The organism is Bradyrhizobium sp. 18BD (genome assembly GCF_054185225.1).
In genome coordinates, this window is record NZ_JAVAYL010000024.1 from 43238 (window position 1) to 64161 (window position 20924).

Consider the following 20924-nt stretch of genomic DNA (forward strand, 5'->3'; position numbering starts at 1 on the left):
GCCAAACGCTAGAACCGAGAGGCCACGCCGCGTGGCACCCCTCTCCCTGACCCTCCCCCGCAAGGGGGGAGGGGACGGAGAGAGCAGCGCCTAGCCGCTTGGAAAACTGAGGGTCCGCGATCCTCACGCCATCCCCCCGATCCGCAGCTCCCGCGAATCGATCCCCAGCGGCGCGTGGGTGGCGGCGATGATCAGGCCGCCGCGGGCGAGGTGCTCGCGCATCAGGCCGCCGAACATGTCCTGGCCGGCGACATCCAGCGCGTTGGTCGGCTCGTCCAGCAGCCAGACCGGGCGGCGGACGGTCAGGAGGCGAGCCAGCGAGAGGCGGCGGCGCTGGCCGGCCGACAGGAAGCCCGCCGGCAGATGGGTGGCGTGGTCGAGCCCGACGGTGCCGAGGCTCTCGGCCGCATCACAGCGCTCGCCGCCCAAGAAATCAGCCCAGAATGCCAGATTTTCCGCCACGCTCAGCGCCGGCTTGAGGGCGTCGCGATGTCCGAGATAGTGGCACTGCTCGGGCAGCGTCATGTCGGCGTCGCCCCCGTCCAGTACGATCGTCCCGCCGGCCGGAACGAGCAGGCCGGCGATCAGCCGCAGCAGCGAGGTCTTGCCCGAGCCGTTGCGGCCGACCACCGCCACGGCTTCGCCCGACACCGCCGCGAAGTCGAGCCCGGAGAACACCTCGCGGCCGCCCCGCACGCAGGCGACCCCGCGTCCGGACAGCTGCATCTGGCCTGGTAGCAACCCGTTCACAGCCGGGCCTCAGGAAAACTTGGGGTAGCGCATCAGAATTTGTGGCTCGCGACTTGCTGGGTTCGATTGTGGCTGTGGCGGCGCGGTTAGAAAGCTTCTATAAGCCCGGAACTACTTGATGCAGCAACTCAACCTGCCCCTGCAAGCGACCCAGCCTGCTACGCTGACGGTGTTAAAATACCCTGCCGGGTATAACTAACAATTGGGATTTCCTACATGACCTCGCTCGACAGCTTCAAATGCAAAAAGACCCTCAAGGTCGGCGCCAAGACCTATGTCTATTACAGCCTGCCCACGGCCGAGAAGAATGGTCTGAAGGGAATTTCGAAACTCCCCTATTCGATGAAGGTCCTGCTCGAGAACCTCCTTCGCAATGAGGACGGCCGCTCGGTCAAGAAGGAAGACATCGTTGCGGTGTCGAAGTGGCTGCGCAAGAAGTCGCTGGAGCATGAGATCGCGTTCCGTCCCGCGCGCGTGCTGATGCAGGACTTCACCGGCGTCCCGGCAGTGGTCGATCTGGCCGCCATGCGCAATGCCATGCAGAAGCTCGGCGGCGATGCAGAGAAGATCAATCCGCTGGTCCCCGTCGATCTCGTCATCGACCACTCCGTGATCGTCAACTTCTTCGGCGACAACAAGGCTTTCGCCAAGAACGTCACCGAAGAGTACAAGCAGAACCAGGAGCGCTACGAGTTCCTGAAGTGGGGCCAGAAGGCGTTCTCGAACTTCTCCGTCGTGCCGCCCGGCACCGGCATCTGCCACCAGGTCAATCTCGAATATCTCTCCCAGACGGTCTGGACCAAGAAAGAGAAGATGACGGTCGGCAAGAAGACCGGCACCTTCGAGGTCGCCTATCCCGACTCGCTGGTCGGCACCGACTCCCACACCACCATGGTCAACGGTCTCGCCGTGCTCGGCTGGGGCGTCGGCGGTATCGAGGCAGAAGCCTGCATGCTCGGCCAGCCTCTGTCGATGCTGCTGCCCAACGTCGTCGGCTTCAAGCTGAAGGGCGCGATGAAGGAAGGCGTCACCGCGACCGACCTCGTGCTCACAGTCACGCAGATGCTGCGCAAGCTCGGCGTGGTCGGCAAGTTCGTCGAGTTCTTCGGTCCCGGCCTCGACAATCTCTCCGTCGCCGACAAGGCGACCATCGCCAACATGGCGCCCGAATACGGCGCGACCTGCGGCTTCTTCCCCGTTGATGCCGCCGCGATCGACTATCTCAAGACCTCGGGCCGCGCGCCGGCGCGCGTCGCGCTGGTGCAGGCCTATGCAAAGGCGCAAGGCCTGTTCCGCACCGCCAAGTCAGCCGATCCGGTGTTCACGGAAACGCTGACGCTCGACCTCGCCGACGTCGTGCCGTCGATGGCCGGCCCGAAGCGTCCCGAAGGCCGCATTGCGCTGCCGTCGGTCGCCGAAGGTTTCTCGCTCGCGCTCGGCACCGAGTACAAGAAGGCCGAGGAGCCCAACAAGCGCTTCGCCGTTGAGGGCAAGAAGTACGAGATCGGCCATGGCGACGTCGTCATCGCCGCCATCACCTCCTGCACCAACACGTCGAACCCGAGCGTGCTGATCGGCGCCGGTCTGCTGGCACGTAACGCCGCCGCCAAGGGCCTGAAGGCAAAACCGTGGGTGAAGACCTCGCTCGCTCCGGGCAGCCAGGTCGTCGCGGGCTATCTCGCCGATTCCGGCCTGCAGGCCGATCTCGACAAGGTCGGCTTCAACCTGGTCGGCTTCGGCTGCACCACCTGCATCGGCAATTCCGGTCCGCTGCCGGAGGAGATCTCGAAGTCGATCAACGACAACGGCATCGTCGCCGCCGCCGTGCTCTCCGGTAACCGCAACTTCGAAGGCCGCGTCTCGCCGGACGTTCAGGCGAACTATCTCGCCTCGCCGCCGCTGGTCGTCGCGCACGCGCTCGCCGGCAGCGTCACCAAGAACCTCGCGGTCGAGCCGCTCGGCGAAGGCAAGGACGGCAAGCCGGTGTACCTGAAGGACATCTGGCCGACGACCAAGGAGATCAACGCGTTCATGAAGAAGTTCGTGACCGCGTCGATCTTCAAGAAGAAGTATGCCGACGTGTTCAAGGGCGACACCAACTGGCGCAAGATCAAGACCGTCGAGAGCGAGACCTATCGCTGGAACATGTCGTCGACCTACGTGCAGAACCCGCCCTATTTCGACGGCATGAAGAAGGAGCCGGAGCCGGTCACCGACATCGTCGAGGCCCGCATCCTCGCCATGTTCGGCGACAAGATCACCACCGACCACATCTCGCCGGCCGGTTCGATCAAGCTCACCTCGCCCGCCGGCAAATATCTCAGCGAGCACCAGGTGCGCCCCGCCGACTTCAACCAGTACGGCACGCGTCGCGGCAACCACGAAGTGATGATGCGCGGCACCTTCGCCAACATCCGCATCAAGAATTTCATGCTGAAGGGCGCGGACGGCAACATTCCGGAAGGCGGTCTCACCAAGCACTGGCCCGACGGCGAGCAGATGTCGATCTACGACGCCGCGATGAAGTACCAGCAGGAGCAGGTGCCGCTGGTCGTGTTCGCCGGCGCCGAATACGGCAACGGCTCCTCGCGCGACTGGGCTGCGAAGGGCACGCGTCTGCTCGGCGTTCGCGCCGTGATCTGCCAGAGCTTCGAGCGCATCCATCGCTCGAACCTGGTCGGCATGGGCGTGCTGCCGCTGACCTTCGAGGAAGGCACCTCGTGGTCGTCGCTCGGCCTGAAGGGCGACGAGAAGGTCACGCTGCGTGGTCTGGTCGGTGATCTCAAGCCGCGCCAGAAGCTGACCGCGGAAATCGTCTCCGGTGACGGCTCGTTGCAGCGCGTTTCGCTGCTTTGCCGCATCGATACGCTCGACGAGCTCGACTACTACCGGAACGGCGGCATTCTGCACTACGTGCTGCGCAAGCTCGCGGCCTAAGCGCGAATTTGTGAACGATGGCTCACCGCGACGTGAGTAGAAGGTTAAACGAAGGCGGCCTATCACAAGGCCGCCTTCGCGCGTTTGCGGCATGTTTCAGATGGGCCCGCCCGGCGGAAATCCCGCCCAGGACGGTTGAATCTGCCGCGCCCCGTAAGACTACGGTGATCATCAGGCGATAAGCTTTCCCCTAACGAGTGGCGATGTGTGACGTTCGACATGACAGCAATGACGGCTCCTAATCTGATTTCGCGCTGGTCCGGTACACTCTGGTCGGGAGCTCTCGGCATCTGCGCCATCGTCGCCATCATCCGTCCCGCGCATGCCGATCCCCGCGCCGTTGTCGAATTGTTTACTTCTCAGGGCTGCTCGTCCTGCCCGCCCGCTGACAAGATCATCGGCGATCTCTCCAGCGATCCCTCGATCATCGCGCTCAGCATGCCGATCGATTATTGGGATTATCTCGGCTGGAAGGACACGCTGGCGGATTCGCGCTTCTCGGCGCGGCAGCGCGCCTATTCGCGCATGCGCGGCGACCGCGAGGTCTACACGCCGCAAGTCGTCGTCAATGGTTCCACGCATGTGATCGGCAGCGATCGCGCCGGCATCGAGAGTGCGATCGGCAAGACCGACAAGGGCGTGGGCGTGATGAGCGTGCCGGTGACGATGTCGCTCTCGGGCAAGCAGATCAACGTATCGGTGGCCGCGAGCCAGGAGCCGACGGCCGCGCATGGCGAGGTCTGGATCTGCTCGATCGCCAAGTCGGTGCCGATCGCGATCGCCAAGGGCGAGAATCGCGGACAGCAGATCACCTATCACAACGTCGTCCGCAACCTGCTCAAGGTCGGCGACTGGACCGGTCGTTCGGAAAGCTGGACGGTGCCGCTGGAAAACCTCACGCGCGAGGGCGTCGACGGCGCGGTGGTCTATGTCCAGGACGGCAGCCGCGAGAAGCCGGGCCCGATGCTGGGCGCGGCGTACACGTCGCTGCACTGATTCGCGTAGATCGTCTCAGCAATTCATTGCTCGTCATTCCGGGGCGCGCAGCGCGAACTATGGCGCGCAATTGCGCATCTGAGAATCCATCGATCCACTTTCTGAGATGAGAAATAGATTCTCAGGTGCGCAATCGCGCACCGTAGTTCGCGCCAAGAGGCGCGCCCCGGAATGACAGCGCGCCGGAAACATCCCGACACAAACAAAAAAGGACCAACTTGCGTTGGCCCTCTCCTTGTCGCGCGTACAGACCCGGCCCTGTTCGACCCCGGGGGGCTGGGGGCTGAGGAATCCGGAACCGAAAGGACCGGGTCAACGCACATAGGTCTTTTCGCAATGCAGGGCGGCAGGCGGTGGGCGGAAAAGCGGCGATCCTGTGATTCTTGCTAACGATCCCGTGACGGTTTGCCGCGAGAGAGTTCCACCTTTGCGTGTGTCCGGCATGGCATCTGATTCGATGGGTTGAGCCAGCGCTCACGTATGAGTTCCATCCAGAGGCCTTGCGGTAGGGACCGGTTGGCGCGATCATACCACTGTCATGATCCGCGGTTTCCGGGGACGGTTTTCGCGGGCGAGGGTCATGCTGTGTGATGAGGAGACGCTTCCCATGAGTCTGACGCCGGAGGATGCCGATCCGAGCGGGCAGCGCGCGGCGGCGCATCCCGCCGCTGCGAATACCCAACTGAGCCGGGTGACGTTCAACCGGCTCGAGCTGCACCGCATTCTCAATCTGTACGGCCGCATGGTGGCCGACGGCGAGTGGCGCGACTACGCCATCGACTTCCTGAAGGACCGCGCCGTGTTCTCGGTCTATCGCCGCGCCTCGGAAGTGCCGATCTACCGCATCGAGAAGGACCCGCGGCTGGCGCGCAAGCAGGGTATGTACAGCGTGATCTCGGCGACCGGCCTGATCCTGCGCCGCGGCCACGAGCTCGAGCGCGTGCTGCTGGTGATCGATCGCAAGCTGGCGGTGGTCTAGCGGCACGACCGGCGCCATAGGGTGGGCAAAGGCGGGTAGCGCCGTGCCCACGTCGTTTCTCAATCGCCACGAATGGTGGGCACGCTTGCGCTTTGCCCACCCTACGAGAGCGGAGATTTGGCGAGGCTTCGTAGCCGGATGAGCGAAGCGACATCCGGGGCTTTGCTTGCCGTGGTCCCGGGTGTCGCTGCGCTCACCCGGGCTACTGCACCTACTTTGCCGGCACCGTCCTCGCGCCCTCGCCGAGGTCGCGCTGCATCATCACCGTGTCCAGCCAGCGGCCGAATTTCAGCCCGACATTGGGATGCGTGCCGATCATCTTGAAGCCGCCCCGGGTGTGCACGCCGATCGAGCCGGCATTGGCGGAATCGCCGATCACCGCGATCATCTGGCGGAAGCCGCGCGCCTCGCATTCGGTGATCAGCCGCTCCAGCAGCAATGAGCCGATGCCGCGGCGGTGGAAGCCGGGGTCCAGATAGATCGAGTTCTCGACCGTGAAGCGATAGGCCGGCCGCGGCCGGTAGGCGCCGGCATAGGCGTAGCCGGCCACGCGCCCGTCGATGATGGCGACGAAATAGGGATAGCCGCCGTCCACCAGCGCGCGGTAGCGGCGCGTCATCTCGGTGAGGTCAGGCGGATCCAGCTCGAACGTCGCGGTGCCCTCGCGGACGGCCTGCTGGTAGATGGCGGTGATGGCGGGGAGGTCGGCCTCGGTGGTGGGCCTGATTTCAGGTGCGGACATGGGGGAAGACTAGAGCCTTCCCACGGGCGCTGGAAGGGGCCCTGCGGTCTCAACGCCCGTCATTGCGAGCGCAGCGAAGCAATCCAGGAATGCGTCCGCGGAGGGACTCTGGATTGCTTCGTCGCAAGAGCTCCTCGCAATGACGAGGAAAGGTCGCGGCCCCAAACAAAAACCCCGGCCTCTCGGCCGGGGTTCGTGTCGTTCACTCTGGTCTGGCGCTTAATCGCGCTGGCCGAGGAGCTGCAGGAGCAGCGTGAACAGGTTGATGAAGTTCAGGTACAGCGACAGGGCGCCGGTGATGGCCGCACGCTCTGCGATGTCACCGCCGGCCGAAGCGTAGCCGTAGATGTAGTCGTTCTTCAGCCGCTGGGTATCCCAGGCGGTGAGGCCCGCGAACACCAGCACGCCGACGACCGACACGATGAACTGCAGCATCGAGCTGGCCAGGAACAGGTTCACCAGGCTCGCGATGATGATGCCGATCAGGCCCATGAACAGGAATGAGCCCATCCCGGTCAGGTCACGCTTGGTGGTGTAACCGTAGAGGCTCAGTGCACCGAACGTCGCCGCGGTGATGAAGAACACCCGCACGATCGACGTGTGGGTGAACACCAGGAAGATCGACGACAGCGAGATGCCCATCAGCGCCGAGAACACCCAGAACAGGATCTGGGCGGTCGAGGGTGCGAGACGGTTGATGCCCGCCGAGATCACGAACACCATGGCGAGCGGCGCGAGCATGAACAGCCACTTCAGGGGGCTGACGAACATCGCGTAGCCGAACGGCGTCAGGAACAGCTTGCCGACGCGGACGGCGTCCGCGGTCGGGACGTCAGTCACGGCAGCCATGTAGACACCGAGCGCGGCCAGGCCGGTGATGGCCAGGCCAATGCTCATGTAATTGTAGATGCGCAGCATGTAGGCGCGCAGACCGGCGTCGACCGTCGCGGCGTCAACACGCCCGGCGGCCCTGCCGAAAGGAGAAGCGTAGTTACGGTCTAGGTCCGACATGGTCGAATTCCCGTTGGTTGGTCCGGTCCGGCACGAGGGTCGCCATGCCGCCGGTTCGTCAAATTCTATCTCGGATACCGACGCCTGCCGACTAAATTTTGGCTAACAATCGGGGCTCCGAACCCACTCGATATGTGGGAAACTAACACATTCGCTGCAACCGTCCACGCGCGGCCGAATGTCGCCCTTGCCTGCAATCCGGACGAGTGGACGTGGTTAATCGCAGGAATCGTGCGATTTCGCTCCCGCGCCGCCGTCCGCTACCATTTGTCACAAATTCCGCAACACCGTGGCGGGCTTTTTGTTCAACGCCAGCAGCGTTCCGGCGAGCCCGAGCCCGACGGTGACGATCAGGGCGGCCACGACCACGCCGGCCGCGCTGCCGGCCTGCCAGACGAAGCTCAAGGTCATCAGCCGCGTCACGATCATCCAGGCGGCGATGCTGCCGGCGATGACGCCGAACACCGCGGTGGCGAGCCCGATCAGGAGGTATTCGAGGGCGTAGGCGCCGAGCAGCCGCAGCCGGGTCGCGCCCAGCGTCTTCAGGATCACGGCATCGTAGACCCGGTGGCGATGGCCGGCGGCGAGCGCCCCGCCCAGCACCAGGATCGCCGAGATCAGGGTCACCGCGCTGGCGCCGCGGATGGCCAGCGCCAGATTGGTCACGACCGAGCCGACCGTCTCCATCACCTCGCGCACGCGCACGCTGGTCACCATCGGATAGGCGTCGGCCACCTGCTTGATGATCTTGCCGTCGCCGGCGGCGTCGCCACCGGTCTCGGTCAGCGTCGCGATATGGGTGTGCGGCGCGCCCTTGAAGGCGTTGGGTGAGAACACCAGCACGAAATTGATGCCCATGCCCTGCCAGTCGATGGTGCGCAGATTGCCGATCCTGGCCGGGATGTCGCGGCCGAGCACGTTGACCACGATTTCGTCGCCGAGCTTGAGGGCGAGCCCGTCGGCGATCTTCTTCTCCATCGAGACCAGCGGCGGGCCGGAATAGTCGGCCTTCCACCATTCGCCCTCGACCACCTTTGAGCCCTTCGGCAACTCGGCGGTATAGGTCAGGCCGCGGTCGCTCTGCAGCACCCATTCCGAATCGGTGGTGGGCTTGAGGTCCTCGGCGCGGACGCCGCGCGCACCGACGATGCGCCCGCGCAGCATCGGCACGTCCTCGACCGTCGCGCCCGGCGCGATCTGGCGAAGATAGCCGTCGAACTGCTCGGCCTGCGTGCTCGGGATGTCGATGAAGAAGAACGACGGCGCGCGATCGGGGAGCGCTGCCAGGAACTGCCGGCGCAGATTGCCGTCGATCTGGGTGATGGTGACGAGCACGGCAAGCCCGAGACCGAGCGAGAGCACGACCGAGGGCGTCAGCGCGCCCGGCCGGTGGATGTTGGCGACCGCCAGCCGCAGCATCGGCAGCCGCGAGCGCGGCAGCCGCCGCGCGATCGTCATCAGCAGCGCGGCGATGCCGCGGAGCAGGGCGAACACGACGACGGAGGAGGCCACGAACACCGCTGCGATCCGCTTGTCGAAGGAGAGGCCGATCACCACCGTGATCAGCAGGACGATCACGACGCCCATAAAGGCGAGATAGCCCAGGCGCGGCCGGTGCCATTCGGAGCTGATGGTGTCGCGGAACAGCGCGGCGACCGGCACGTCGTGGACGCGGCCGAGCGGCCAAAGGCCGAAGGCGAGCGCGGTGAGCAGGCCGTAGACGAAGGAGAGCGCGAGCTCGTCGGCATGCACCGCGGGCACCACCGGCAGCGGCAGGAGTTTGCCGAACAGGCCGACGATGGCGAACGGCATGGCGGCGCCGAGCGCGAGGCCGATCACCGAGCCGATCGCGGCGAGCAGGAGAACCTGCGCGAGATAAATGCCGAACACGTCGCGCCCGGTGGCGCCGACGGCCTTGAAGGCCGCGATCACTTCGAGCCGGCGGTCGATATGGCTTTTCACGGCATTGGCGACGCCGACGCCGCCGACCAAGAGCGCGGCGAGGCCGACCAGGGTCAAAAACTGCGTGAAGCGGCTGATGTTGCGTTCGAGCTGCGGCGAGGCATTGGAGCGGCTGCGGATCTCCCAGCCGGCCTGCGGCGCGGCGTTGCGCGCATGCGCGATGAAGGCCTCGGTGGCGCGTTCGGTGTTGGCAGTGTCGGGCAGCTTCACCCGGTAGACCCAGCGCACCAGGCTGCCGGGCTGGATCAGGCCGGTGGCGCGCAGGCCCGCTTCACTGATCAGGAAGCGCGGGCCGAAGCCGATGCCGCCGGCGAGCTTGTCGGGCTCGGCCTCGACGGTGCTGCGGATCTGGAAAGTCGCGGAGCCGATGGTGACGCGGTCGCCGGTCTTCAGCGAGAGGCGCGCCAGCAGTGTCGGATCGGCGGCGGCGCCGAACGCGCCGTCGCGCTCGGCGACCAGATCGGACATCGGCAGCGATGGCGCCAGCGTGAGCTGTCCGAGCATCGGATAGGTGTCGTCGACTGCCTTCATCTCGACCAGCGCGAGCTTGCCATCAGCCGCGCGCGCCATGCCGCGCAAGGTCGCGGCGGTGGAGACGGTACCGCCCGAGCGCAGGAACGCGACTTCCTCGGGCTTGGCCTCGCGCTGGAACAGCACGAACGATACGTCGCCGCCGAGCAGCGTGCGGCCTTCGCGGGCGAGGCCGTCGCTGAGGCTCGCCGACACCGAGCCGACGCCGGCAATCGCCATCACGCCGAGCGCGATACAGGCGATGAAGACGTAGAAGCCGCGCAGGCCGCCGCGCAATTCGCGTAGCGCGTAGCGGAGCGAGAGCGCGACGCCGTTGGGCTTCGCGAACGGTTCGGCGGCGGCGCTCATGCGGGCGCGGACTGCGTGTCGATGCGGCCCGAGCGCAGGCGGATGACGCGATCGCAGCGATGGGCGAGCGAGGAATCGTGCGTGACCAGCACCAGCGTCATGCCGCGCTCGGCATGCTTGGTGAAGAGCAGATCGACGATCTGCTTGCCGGTGGTCTCGTCGAGATTGCCGGTCGGCTCGTCCGCGACGAGGATGGCGGGATCGGGCGCCAGCGCGCGAGCCAGCGCGACGCGCTGCTGCTCGCCGCCGGAGAGTTGCGTCGGATAGTGATGCAGGCGATCGCCAAGCCCGACCGATTGCAGCTCCTGCGCCGCGCGCGTCGCGGCATCCGGATTGCCGGCGAGCTCGAGCGGCACCGCGACATTCTCCAGCGCCGTCATGGTCGGGATCAGATGGAAGGACTGGAAGACGATGCCGACCTGCCGGCCGCGGAAGCGAGCCAGTGCGTCCTCGTCGAGGGCATTGAAAGGCGTGCCATTGACCACCACCTGTCCGCTATCAGGACGCTCCAACCCCGCCATCACCATCAGCAGCGTGGATTTGCCCGAACCTGACGGGCCGATCAGGCCGATCGTCTCGCCCGAGCCGACCCGCAAGCTGATATCCTTGAGGATGTGAACGCGTGCCGCGCCCGTGCCCAATGAGAGATTGACGTTGGAGATGGCGATGGTGTCCGGCGTGGTGCCGGCGAGCGAAGAGGATTCGATGCGACTGTCCATGGTCCGGTCATATGGCAACTCCGCACGCGCGGTCGAGAGGCGTTACGGATTCTTCATGCACATAGCCGTGTTGATGGTCGCTTTGATGACCGTTGCCAATCCGGCTTGGGCAGAGGCGACAAAGCCGGCCAAGCTTGTCGTTTTAGGCGATTCCCTGAGCGCCGGCCTCGGCCTTCCGGCCCAGGAGGCATTCCCCGCCAAGCTCCAAAAAGCCTTGCAGGCCAAAGGCATAGCCGTCGACATGACCAATGCCGGGGTGTCCGGCGATACCTCCTCCGGCGGCCGTGACCGGCTCGACTGGTCGGTCCCTGACGGAACCGACGGCGTCATCATCGAGCTCGGCGCCAACGACGCGCTGCGCGGCATCGATCCCGATCTGACGCGCACCGCGCTCACCGAGATCGTCCAGCGTCTCAAGGCGCGCAAGATCGCGGTGATGCTGTGCGGAATGGTGTCGCCGCCGAATTACGGTGCCGAATACGCCGCGCGCTTCAATTCGATTTATCCGGATCTGGCGAAGAAATTCGACGTGCCGCTCTATCCGTTCTTCCTTGACGGCGTCGCCGCCGACGCCAAGCTCAACCAGGCCGACGGCATTCATCCGACGGCAGCCGGCGTCGACATCATCGTCGGCAACATCATGCCCACAGTGGAGGCATTTTTGCGCAACATAAGCGAGCAAGGGCGATGAAAAGCAGGCAGCGCTAACCCTAATTCCCAGGGTTTTACCGGGGTGAGGCGCGGCAAGCTTCGCAGAGTCACACAACTGCGATAGGAATCAGGGTACCGGTGATTCGTCGCCGGCTCTAATTTGGATAGGGTCCTGCTCAGGGACTGTACCCAAGCATCGGGAGTGCGAAACGATGCCGCGTTTGTTCACTGGTCTGGAAATTCCGGCCGAGATCGGCCAGTCGCTTTCCAACTTGCGGGGCGGCCTTCCCGGCGCCCGGTGGATCGATCCCGAAAATTATCACGTCACGTTGCGCTTCATCGGCGATATCGACGGCGTCTCCGCCAACGAGATCGCCTCGATGCTGTTTCGCGTCGACCGCAAACCGTTCGAGGTGAAGGTGCAGGGGCTGACCAGCTTCGGCGGCCGCAAGCCGCGCGCGGTGGTCGCCACCATCGCGCCGAGCAAGCCGCTGATGGAGTTGCAGGCCGAGCTCGAGCGCATGATGCAGCGGATCGGTCTCGATCCGGAGGGACGCAAGTTCATCCCGCATGTCACGCTGGCCCGTCTGCACGACGCCTCCGACCGCGACGTCGCCGACTATCTCTCGATCCGCGGCTATTTTCCAAGCAAGGCGTTCACGGCCGAACGTTTTGTCTTGTTCTCGTCGCGCGCATCGACCGGCGGCGGCCCGTATGTCGTCGAGGACGCCTACGAGCTGTGTGAGTAGGTCGCTCTTTCGCGATGTACGAAACGGTGGGTCCCGGATCTGCGCAGCAGTGTTGCACGCTGCGGTGTGTCCGGGATACGAATCCGCATACCCCGTCCACCAATTGACGGCTTGCAATTTCCGCCGGTCTCTGGCGGTAAAGAGCCATGCTCTCCACCCCCAGTTCCTCCTTCAGCGAAGCCTATCAGGCCCAGGTCGCATCAGGCGTGATCGAGCCCGATGCCGCGCAGGCTGAAGTCGCCGAAGCCTATGCCGCGCTGGACCTGCGGCTCGCGAACTACAAGCCGCAGCGCAAGCAGGGCCTGCTCAGCCGCCTGTTCGGCGGCGACAAGGACGAGGCGCCGCACGGGCTCTACATCCATGGCGAGGTCGGCCGCGGCAAGACCATGCTGATGGATCTGTTCTTCCAGCACTCGACCGTCGATTACAAGCGCCGCGCGCATTTCCACGAATTCATGGCGGAAACGCATGAGCGCATCTACGACTATCGCCAGAGCATCGCGCGCGGCGAGATCGCCGATGGCGACGTCATCGCGTTGACGGCGACTGCGATCTTCGAGGAGAGCTGGCTGCTCTGCTTCGACGAATTCCACGTCACCGACATCGCGGACGCGATGATCCTGGGACGCCTGTTCGCAAAGCTGTTCGAGCTCGGCACCGTCGTGGTCGCGACCTCCAACGTTGCGCCCGACGATCTCTACAAGGGCGGCCTGAACCGCGCGCTGTTCCTGCCCTTCATCAAGCAGATCACCGACCACATGGATGTCTCGCGGCTCGATGCGCGCACCGACTTCCGTCTGGAAAAACTTCAGGGCGTGCCGATGTGGCTGACGCCCGCCGACGGCGATGCCGATGCCGCGCTCGACCGCGCCTGGGCGAAGATGACCGGCAATGCCAAATGCAAGTCGCGCGACATCTCGATCAAGGGCCGCACCCTGCAGGTGCCGTGCTCGGCCCACGGCGTGGCGCGCTTCAAATTCGCCGATCTCTGCGAGAAGCCGTTAGGCGCATCCGACTACCTCAGGCTCGCGCACGACTATCACACCGTCCTGGTCGACCATATTCCAGTGATGGACTTCTCCCAGCGCAACGCCGCCAAGCGCTTCATCACGCTGATCGATACGTTCTATGACAATGCCGTGAAGCTGATGGCCTCGGCCGATGCCAACCCGATCTCGCTCTACATCGCCGATGAGGGCACCGAGGCGATGGAGTTCAAGCGCACGTCGTCGCGCCTGATCGAAATGAGTTCGGAGTCCTATCTGGCGCTGCCTCACGGCCGCAAGGATTCCACCGCCAGCGGCTCCACCAAGGGCCTGGTGGAGACTTAAGTCCTATTTCACCATCTTCCCAGCGTCATTCCGGGGCGCGCGTAGCGCGAGCCCGGAATCCATACTCCCGGCGCGCTTGGCCCCTGGGCCATTCGCGCAAAGAGTTAAGGGGGTGCGCCATCTTCAATTTGCCGCGAATGCGGCAAGCCGCAAGCGCGGGCGTGGTTATGGATTCCGGGCCTGCGCCTGTCGGCGCATCCCGGAATGACGGCGGGGTATGCTGGCTGCTCTCTCGCCAAGCCCGACAATTGGGCACCCACCGACTTGAACGAGGGAGGCGAAAGGGATAACCACCCTCTCAGTTTTCCCTCCTTACGTGTCTAAAGGACAGGTTCACATGGCGCGCGACAAGATTGCTTTGATTGGCTCCGGTCAGATCGGCGGAACGCTGGCTCACCTCATCGGTCTGAAAGAACTGGGCGACGTCGTGATGTTCGACATCGCCGAGGGCGTGCCGCAGGGCAAGGCGCTCGACATTGCGCAGTCCTCGCCGGTCGACGGTTTCGACGCGCACTACAGCGGCGCCAACTCGTACGAAGCCCTCGACAACGCCAAGGTCTGCATCGTCACCGCCGGCGTGCCGCGCAAGCCCGGCATGAGCCGCGACGACCTCCTCTCCATCAACCTCAAGGTCATGGAGCAGGTCGGCGCCGGCATCAAGAAGTACGCCCCCGACGCGTTCGTCATCTGCATCACCAACCCGCTCGACGCGATGGTCTGGGCGCTGCAGAAGGCCTCCGGCCTGCCGCACAAGAAGGTCGTCGGCATGGCCGGCGTGCTCGATTCGGCGCGCTTCCGCTACTTCCTGGCTGACGAGTTCAACGTGTCGGTCGAAGACGTCACCGCCTTCGTGCTCGGCGGCCATGGCGACACCATGGTGCCGCTGGTGAAGTACTCCACCGTCGCCGGCATCCCGCTGCCCGACCTCGTCAAGATGGGCTGGACCTCGCAGGCGCGCCTCGACGAGATCGTCGACCGCACCCGCAACGGCGGCGCCGAGATCGTCAATTTGCTCAAGACCGGTTCGGCCTTCTACGCCCCGGCCGCGTCCGCGATCGCGATGGCCGAGAGCTATCTGCGTGACAAGAAGCGCGTGCTGCCGTCGGCCGCCTACCTCAACGGCGAATACGGCGTGAAGGACATGTATGTCGGCGTGCCTGTCGTGATCGGCTCCAAGGGTGTCGAGCGCGTCGTCGAGATCGAGCTCGCCGGCAAGGACCGCGAGGCCTTCGACAAGTCGGTCGGCGCGGTGCAGGGCCTGGTGGACGCCTGCAAGAAGATCGCACCCGATCTTCTCGGCCGCTAAGGCGCAAAAATCCCCGCCGAAGATCGAAAACCGGTCTTCGGCGGTTTCACTTCCGGACCCCTGCTGACCGGGGTGGGTTCCGGGTCCGAGATCTCGATGTCAAAGAATCCGGGTTGCAGTTCCTGTGGTATATGGTATGCCAGCCACAAGACTGAGGTGGGCCCGTGGGGTCACCGCCCGCGGGTTCAGGGAGCGACCATATGAATATCCATGAATATCAGGCCAAAGCGCTGCTGGGTGAGTTCGGCGTGCCGATCTCCAAGGGCGTCCCGGTTCTCAAGGCCGCCGACGCGGAAGCCGCTGCCAAGGCGCTGCCGGGTCCGGTCTATGTGGTGAAGAGCCAGATCCATGCCGGCGGCCGCGGCAAGGGCAAGTTCAAGGAAGCCAGTGCCGGCGACAAGGGCGGCGTCCGCATCGCCAAGTCGGCCGCCGAGGTCACCGAATTCGCCAAGCAGATGCTCGGCGCCACCCTCGTGACGATCCAGACCGGCCCTGCCGGCAAGCAGGTCAACCGCCTCTACGTCGAGGACGGCTCGGACATCGACAAGGAGTTCTATCTCTCGCTCCTGGTCGACCGCGAAACCTCGCGCGTCTCCTTCGTCGTCTCGACCGAAGGCGGCGTCAACATCGAGGACGTCGCGCACAACACCCCCGAGAAGATCGTGACCTTCTCGGTCGATCCCGCGACCGGCATCATGGGCCATCACGGCCGCACCGTTGCCAACGCGCTGAAGCTCTCCGGTGATCTCGCCAAGCAGGCCGAGAAGCTCACCGCGCAGCTCTACGCGGCCTTCGTCGCCAAGGACATGTCGATGCTGGAGATCAACCCGCTGGTCGTGACCAAGCAGGGCCAGCTCCGCGTGCTCGACGCCAAGGTGTCGTTCGACGACAACGCGCTGTTCCGTCATCCCGAAGTGCTCGCGCTGCGCGACGAGACCGAGGAAGACGCCAAGGAAATCGAGGCGTCCAAGTACGACCTCAACTACGTCACCCTCGACGGCAACATCGGCTGCATGGTCAACGGCGCCGGTCTCGCCATGGCGACGATGGACATCATCAAGCTCTACGGCATGGCGCCGGCGAACTTCCTCGACGTCGGCGGCAGCGCCAGCAAGGAGAAGGTCGCGGCCGCGTTCAAGATCATCACCGCCGATCCCAACGTGAAGGGCATCCTGGTCAACATCTTCGGCGGCATCATGAAGTGCGACGTGATCGCCGAGGGCGTCACCGCCGCCGTGCGCGAGGTCGGCCTCAGCGTGCCGCTGGTGGTTCGCCTCGAAGGCACCAATGTCGAGCTCGGCAAGAAGATCATCCGAGAATCCGGCCTGAACGTGGTGCCGGCCGACAATCTCGACGACGCCGCGCAGAAGATCGTGAAGGCCGTCAAGGGAGGCTAAGGCCATGACCCAAGACCATCTCGCCGCATCATCCCCGCTCACCGAACACATGCGCCTGTCGGCGTTTGCCGGCGAATGGGATGGTGAGGAGATGGTCTTTCCGTCGCGCTGGGTGGAGGGTGGCTCTGCCACCTCTCATGTCAAGGCGCGCATGGACCTCAACGGCTTCTACCTGATCCAGGACTCGGTGCAGATGCGTGACGGCAAGCAGAGCTTCGCCACCCACGGCATCTTCACCTACGATCGTGACGACCGGACCTACAAATTGTTCTGGTACGACTCGCTCGGCTACACGCCGCCCTCGCCCGCTTCCGGCGGGTGGGTCGGCAATACCCTGACGCTGGTGCGCGGCTCGCTCCGCGGCAATGCGCGCCACGTCTACGAGATCATCGACGACAATTCCTACTCGTTGAAGATCCAGTTCTCGCCGGACGCGGAAGGCTGGGCTGACGTGCTCACCGGCGTCTACCGCCGCATCCACTGACCTCTCACTCGTTAGTTCGCGAAAGCAGACCTCATGTCCATCCTGATCGACAAGAACACCAAGGTCATCTGCCAGGGATTCACCGGCAAGAACGGCACCTTCCACTCGGAAGCCGCGCTTGCCTACGGCACCAAGATGGTCGGCGGCACCTCGCCGGGCAAAGGCGGCTCGACGCATCTGGGCCTGCCGGTGTTCGACACCGTGCGCGATGCGCGTGAGAAGACCGGCGCCGACGCCTCGGTGATCTACGTTCCGCCGCCGGGCGCGGCGGATGCGATCTGCGAAGCCATCGACGCCGAGATCCCGCTGATCGTCTGCATCACCGAAGGCATTCCGGTCATCGACATGGTACGCGTGAAGCGCTCGCTGGCCGGCTCCAAGTCGCGCCTGATCGGGCCGAACTGCCCGGGCGTCATGACCGCCGGCGAGTGCAAGATCGGCATCATGCCCGCCAACATCTTCAAGACCGGCTCGGTCGGCATCGTCTCCCGCTCGGGCACGCTGACCTATGAAGCCGTGTTCCAGACCTCCCAGGAAGGCCTCGGCCAGACCACCGCGGTCGGCATCGGCGGCGACCCGGTCAAGGGCACCGAGTTCATCGACGTCCTCGAAATGCTGCTGGCCGACCCCAAGACCGAATCGATCATCATGATCGGCGAGATCGGCGGTTCCGCCGAGGAAGACGCCGCCCAGTTCCTCAAGGACGAGGCCAAGCGCGGCCGCAAGAAGCCCATGGTCGGCTTCATCGCCGGCGTCACGGCGCCTCCCGGCCGCCGCATGGGTCATGCCGGCGCGATCATCTCGGGCGGCAAGGGCGACGCCGGTTCCAAGACCGAGGCGATGAAATCGGCAGGGATTACAGTGTCCCCGTCACCCGCCCGCCTCGGCCACACGCTTGCCGAAAAGTTGAAGAGCTAATTCACTTCTTCGTGCTTTTCCGGGCGAAGTTTCGCAGCAAATAGGCTAAATGGTGCCAGCCGCGTCGGGCCTCTGCCGGGGAGCCCGACGCCAGCGCCGTTTGTTATGCGCGAACCGAAATCGCCAGGAACTCAAGTATGTCTCGCCAGGACGCGAACGCAGCCTTTGCCCTCTCATCCTTTTTGCAGGGCACCAACGCCACCTACATCGACGAAATCTACGCCCGCTACGAGAAGGACCCGTCCTCGGTCGACGCCGAGTGGCAGGAGTTCTTCAAGAGCCTCAACGACCAGCCCGCTGACGTCCGGAAGAACGCCGAGGGCCCGTCCTGGGAGCGCGCCAACTGGCCGCTGACCCCGAAGGACGATCTCACCTCCGCCCTCGACGGCAACTGGGCCGAAGTCGAGAAGGCGGTCGGTGCCAAGATCGCCGCCAAGGCGCAGGCCAAGGGAGGCGACATCTCCTCCGCCGACGTGCTCCAGGCGACGCGCGACTCCGTCCGCGCCCTGATGCTGATCCGCTCCTACCGCATGCGCGGCCACTTCCACGCCAAGCTCGATCCGCTCGGCATCGAAGCCCCGCGCAACCGCGAAGAGCTCGATCCGCGCACCTACGGCTTCAGCGAGGCCGATTTCGACCGGAAGATCTTCCTCGATCACGTGCTTGGTCTCGAATTCGCCAACCTGCGCGAGATCACCGCCATCTGCGAGCGCACCTACTGCCAGACGCTCGGCGTCGAGTTCATGCATATCAGCAATGCTGCGCAGAAGGCCTGGATCCAGGAGCGCATCGAGGGTCCGGATAAGGAAATCTCCTTCACCCGCGAAGGCCGTCGCGCCATCCTGATGAAGCTGGTCGAGGCCGAGGGCTTCGAAAAATTCTGCGACACCAAGTTCACCGGCACCAAGCGCTTCGGCCTCGACGGCGGTGAATCGCTGATCCCCGCGCTCGAGCAGATCATCAAGCGCGGCGGCAATCTCGGCGTGAAGGAAGTCGTGCTCGGCATGCCGCATCGCGGCCGCCTCAACGTGCTGACCCAGGTGATGGGCAAGGCTCATCGCGCGCTGTTCCACGAGTTCAAGGGCGGCTCGGCCAATCCCGATGCGGTCGAAGGCTCGGGCGACGTCAAATATCACCTCGGCGCGTCCTCGGACCGCGAGTTCGACGGCAACCGCATCCATCTGTCGTTGACCGCCAACCCGTCGCATCTCGAGATCGTCGATCCCGTCGTGCTCGGCAAGGTGCGCGCCAAGCAGGACCAGCACGGCGATCCGCCGGACCAGCGGATCTCCGTGATGCCGCTGTTGATGCATGGCGACGCGGCGTTCGCGGGCCAGGGCGTGGTCGCGGAATGCTTCGGCCTGTCGGACCTGAAGGGCTACCGCACCGGCGGCTCCGTCCACTTCATCGTCAACAACCAGATCGGCTTCACCACCTATCCGCGTTACTCGCGCTCCTCGCCCTATCCGTCGGATGTGGCGAAGATGATCGACGCGCCGATCTTCCACGTGAACGGCGACGATCCGGAAGCCGTCGTGTTCGCGGCCAAGGTCGCGACCGAATTCCGTCAGAAGTTCCACAAGCCCGTCGTGATCGACATGTGGTGCTATCGCCGCTATGGCCACAATGAGGGCGACGAGCCGGCCTTCACCCAGCCGGTGATGTACAAGCGGATTGCGGCCCATCCCTCGACACTCACGCTCTACTCCAAGCGCCTGATTGCCGAAGGCGTCGTCACAGAGGGTGAGGTCGACAAGCTGAAGGCCGACTGGCGCGCGCGGCTCGATGCCGAGTTCGAGGCCGGCACCTCCTACAAGCCGAACAAGGCCGACTGGCTCGACGGCAAGTGGTCCGGCTTCAAGATCGCCGACCAGGAAGAGGATGCGCGTCGCGGCGTCACCGGCGTCGACCTGCCGATCCTGAAGGACATCGGCCGCAAGATCACCAAGGCGCCGGACGGTTTCCGCGTTCACCGCACCATCCAGCGCTTCCTGGAGAACCGCTCCAGGGCGATCGACAGCGGCAACGGCATCGACTGGGCGACCGGCGAAGCGCTGGCGTTCTGCACGCTGCTCAACGAGAACCACCACGTGCGCCTGTCAGGCCAGGATTCGGAGCGCGGCACCTTCTCGCAGCGCCACTCGGTCCTGATCGACCAGGAAGACGAGAGCCGCTACACGCCGTTCAACCATCTCGGCCACGAGCAGGGCCACTACGAGGTCATCAACTCGCTGCTGTCGGAAGAGGCCGTGCTCGGCTTCGAATACGGCTACTCGCTCGCCGAGCCGAACACGCTGACGCTGTGGGAAGCCCAGTTCGGCGATTTCGCCAACGGTGCGCAGGTCGTGTTCGACCAGTTCATCTCCTCGGGTGAGCGCAAATGGCTGCGTATGTCCGGTCTCGTCTGCCTCTTGCCGCACGGCTATGAGGGCCAGGGTCCGGAGCACTCCTCGGCGCGTCTCGAGCGCTATTTGCAGATGTGCGCGGAAGACAACATGCAGGTGGTCTACCCGACCACGCCGGCGAACTACTTCCACGTGCTGCGCCGCCAGCTGCATCGCGAGATCCGCAAGCCGCTGATCGTCATGACGCCGAAGTCGCTGCTGCGCCACAAGCGCGCGGTCTCGCGTCTCGAAGAGCTCGCGAAGGGAACGACGTTCCACCGCATCCTGTACGATGACGCCCAGATGCAGCCGAATGAGGCGACCAAGCTCGTCCCCGACGAGAAGATCCGCCGCATCGTGCTCTGCTCCGGCAAGGTCTATTACGATCTGTACGAAGAGCGCGAGAAGCGCGGCATCGACGACATCTACCTGATGCGCGTCGAGCAGCTCTATCCGGTGCCGCTGAAGGCGCTGGTGGCCGAGCTGTCGCGCTTCAAGAAGGCTGAAGTGGTGTGGTGCCAGGAAGAGCCCCGCAACATGGGTGCCTGGCACTTCATCGAGCCCTATCTGGAATGGGTGCTCAACCAGGTGAACGGCGTGAGCCGGCGTCCGCGTTATGTCGGCCGCGCCGCTTCCGCCGCGACAGCCACTGGTCTGATGTCCAAGCATCAGGCGCAGTTGAAGGCGTTCCTGGACGAAGCACTGAGCTGACCTTTCTGAACTGCGTCA

At 64.7% G+C, this 20924-nt stretch carries 16 protein-coding genes; 11 read left to right on the top strand and 5 right to left on the bottom strand.

Annotated features, from left to right (window positions below):
• Nucleotides 1–123 precede the first annotated feature (123 nt).
• Complete coding sequence (gene ccmA / locus RAD16_RS33665) at nt 124–726, bottom strand: heme ABC exporter ATP-binding protein CcmA (protein WP_458162235.1); 603 nt, start codon at nt 724–726, stop codon at nt 124–126.
• Between the two features lie 240 nt (nt 727–966).
• Between ccmA and acnA the strand changes: the two genes are divergently transcribed.
• The 3 genes from acnA (at nt 967) to RAD16_RS33680 (ending at nt 5662) form a co-directional block, all read left to right on the top strand.
• Nucleotides 967–3687, top strand: coding sequence for an aconitate hydratase AcnA (gene acnA / locus RAD16_RS33670; protein WP_212027957.1), 2721 nt, complete (start codon nt 967–969; stop codon nt 3685–3687).
• A 219-nt stretch (nt 3688–3906) separates the two neighbouring features.
• Entirely contained in the window at nt 3907–4683 is a 777-nt protein-coding gene (locus tag RAD16_RS33675; protein WP_458162152.1) for a DUF1223 domain-containing protein, read from the top strand.
• A 607-nt stretch (nt 4684–5290) separates the two neighbouring features.
• Nucleotides 5291–5662 carry a DUF2794 domain-containing protein gene (locus RAD16_RS33680; RefSeq protein WP_458162153.1) on the top strand — a complete coding sequence of 124 codons (372 nt, stop codon included), beginning with the start codon at nt 5291–5293 and terminating at the stop codon, nt 5660–5662.
• A gap of 211 nt (nt 5663–5873) precedes the next feature.
• Here RAD16_RS33680 and RAD16_RS33685 read toward each other — a convergent pair whose 3' ends face one another.
• The 4 genes from RAD16_RS33685 to RAD16_RS33700 form a co-directional block, all read right to left on the bottom strand.
• Complete coding sequence (locus tag RAD16_RS33685; RefSeq protein ID WP_458162154.1) at nt 5874–6404, bottom strand: N-acetyltransferase family protein; 531 nt, start codon at nt 6402–6404, stop codon at nt 5874–5876.
• Nucleotides 6405–6623: 219 nt separating this feature from the next.
• Complete coding sequence (locus RAD16_RS33690) at nt 6624–7415, bottom strand: Bax inhibitor-1/YccA family protein (RefSeq protein ID WP_026312126.1); 792 nt, start codon at nt 7413–7415, stop codon at nt 6624–6626.
• A gap of 270 nt (nt 7416–7685) precedes the next feature.
• Nucleotides 7686–10256 (bottom strand): ABC transporter permease, encoded by a 2571-nt coding sequence (locus RAD16_RS33695; RefSeq protein WP_458162155.1) that lies wholly within the window; start codon nt 10254–10256, stop codon nt 7686–7688.
• A complete protein-coding gene (locus tag RAD16_RS33700) occupies nt 10253–10975 on the bottom strand; it encodes an ABC transporter ATP-binding protein (protein WP_458162157.1) in 723 nt (240 codons plus the stop codon). The genes RAD16_RS33695 and RAD16_RS33700 overlap by 4 nt, the downstream gene beginning before the upstream one ends.
• 55 nt (nt 10976–11030) lie before the next feature.
• Between RAD16_RS33700 and RAD16_RS33705 the strand changes: the two genes are divergently transcribed.
• From RAD16_RS33705 to RAD16_RS33740, 8 genes are all read left to right on the top strand, one after another.
• Nucleotides 11031–11666 (top strand): GDSL-type esterase/lipase family protein, encoded by a 636-nt coding sequence (locus tag RAD16_RS33705; RefSeq protein WP_458162158.1) that lies wholly within the window; start codon nt 11031–11033, stop codon nt 11664–11666.
• Between the two features lie 172 nt (nt 11667–11838).
• On the top strand, nt 11839–12375 hold the full coding sequence (gene thpR, locus RAD16_RS33710; RefSeq protein WP_271510461.1) for an RNA 2',3'-cyclic phosphodiesterase: 537 nt from the start codon (nt 11839–11841) through the stop codon (nt 12373–12375).
• Nucleotides 12376–12521: 146 nt separating this feature from the next.
• Nucleotides 12522–13706 carry a cell division protein ZapE gene (zapE, locus tag RAD16_RS33715; RefSeq protein ID WP_458162159.1) on the top strand — a complete coding sequence of 395 codons (1185 nt, stop codon included), beginning with the start codon at nt 12522–12524 and terminating at the stop codon, nt 13704–13706.
• Between the two features lie 337 nt (nt 13707–14043).
• Nucleotides 14044–15012, top strand: coding sequence for a malate dehydrogenase (gene mdh / locus RAD16_RS33720; RefSeq protein ID WP_035702908.1), 969 nt, complete (start codon nt 14044–14046; stop codon nt 15010–15012).
• A gap of 200 nt (nt 15013–15212) precedes the next feature.
• Nucleotides 15213–16409, top strand: a complete 1197-nt coding sequence (sucC, locus tag RAD16_RS33725) for an ADP-forming succinate--CoA ligase subunit beta (protein WP_458162160.1) — start codon at nt 15213–15215, stop codon at nt 16407–16409.
• 4 nt (nt 16410–16413) lie between these two features.
• Nucleotides 16414–16893 (top strand): DUF1579 family protein, encoded by a 480-nt coding sequence (locus RAD16_RS33730; RefSeq protein ID WP_458162162.1) that lies wholly within the window; start codon nt 16414–16416, stop codon nt 16891–16893.
• 33 nt (nt 16894–16926) lie between these two features.
• A complete protein-coding gene (gene sucD / locus RAD16_RS33735; RefSeq protein WP_458162163.1) occupies nt 16927–17811 on the top strand; it encodes a succinate--CoA ligase subunit alpha in 885 nt (294 codons plus the stop codon).
• A gap of 137 nt (nt 17812–17948) precedes the next feature.
• Nucleotides 17949–20906: a 2-oxoglutarate dehydrogenase E1 component gene (locus RAD16_RS33740; protein WP_458162164.1), complete on the top strand. Its 2958-nt coding sequence runs from the start codon at nt 17949–17951 to the stop codon at nt 20904–20906.
• Nucleotides 20907–20924 lie beyond the last annotated feature (18 nt).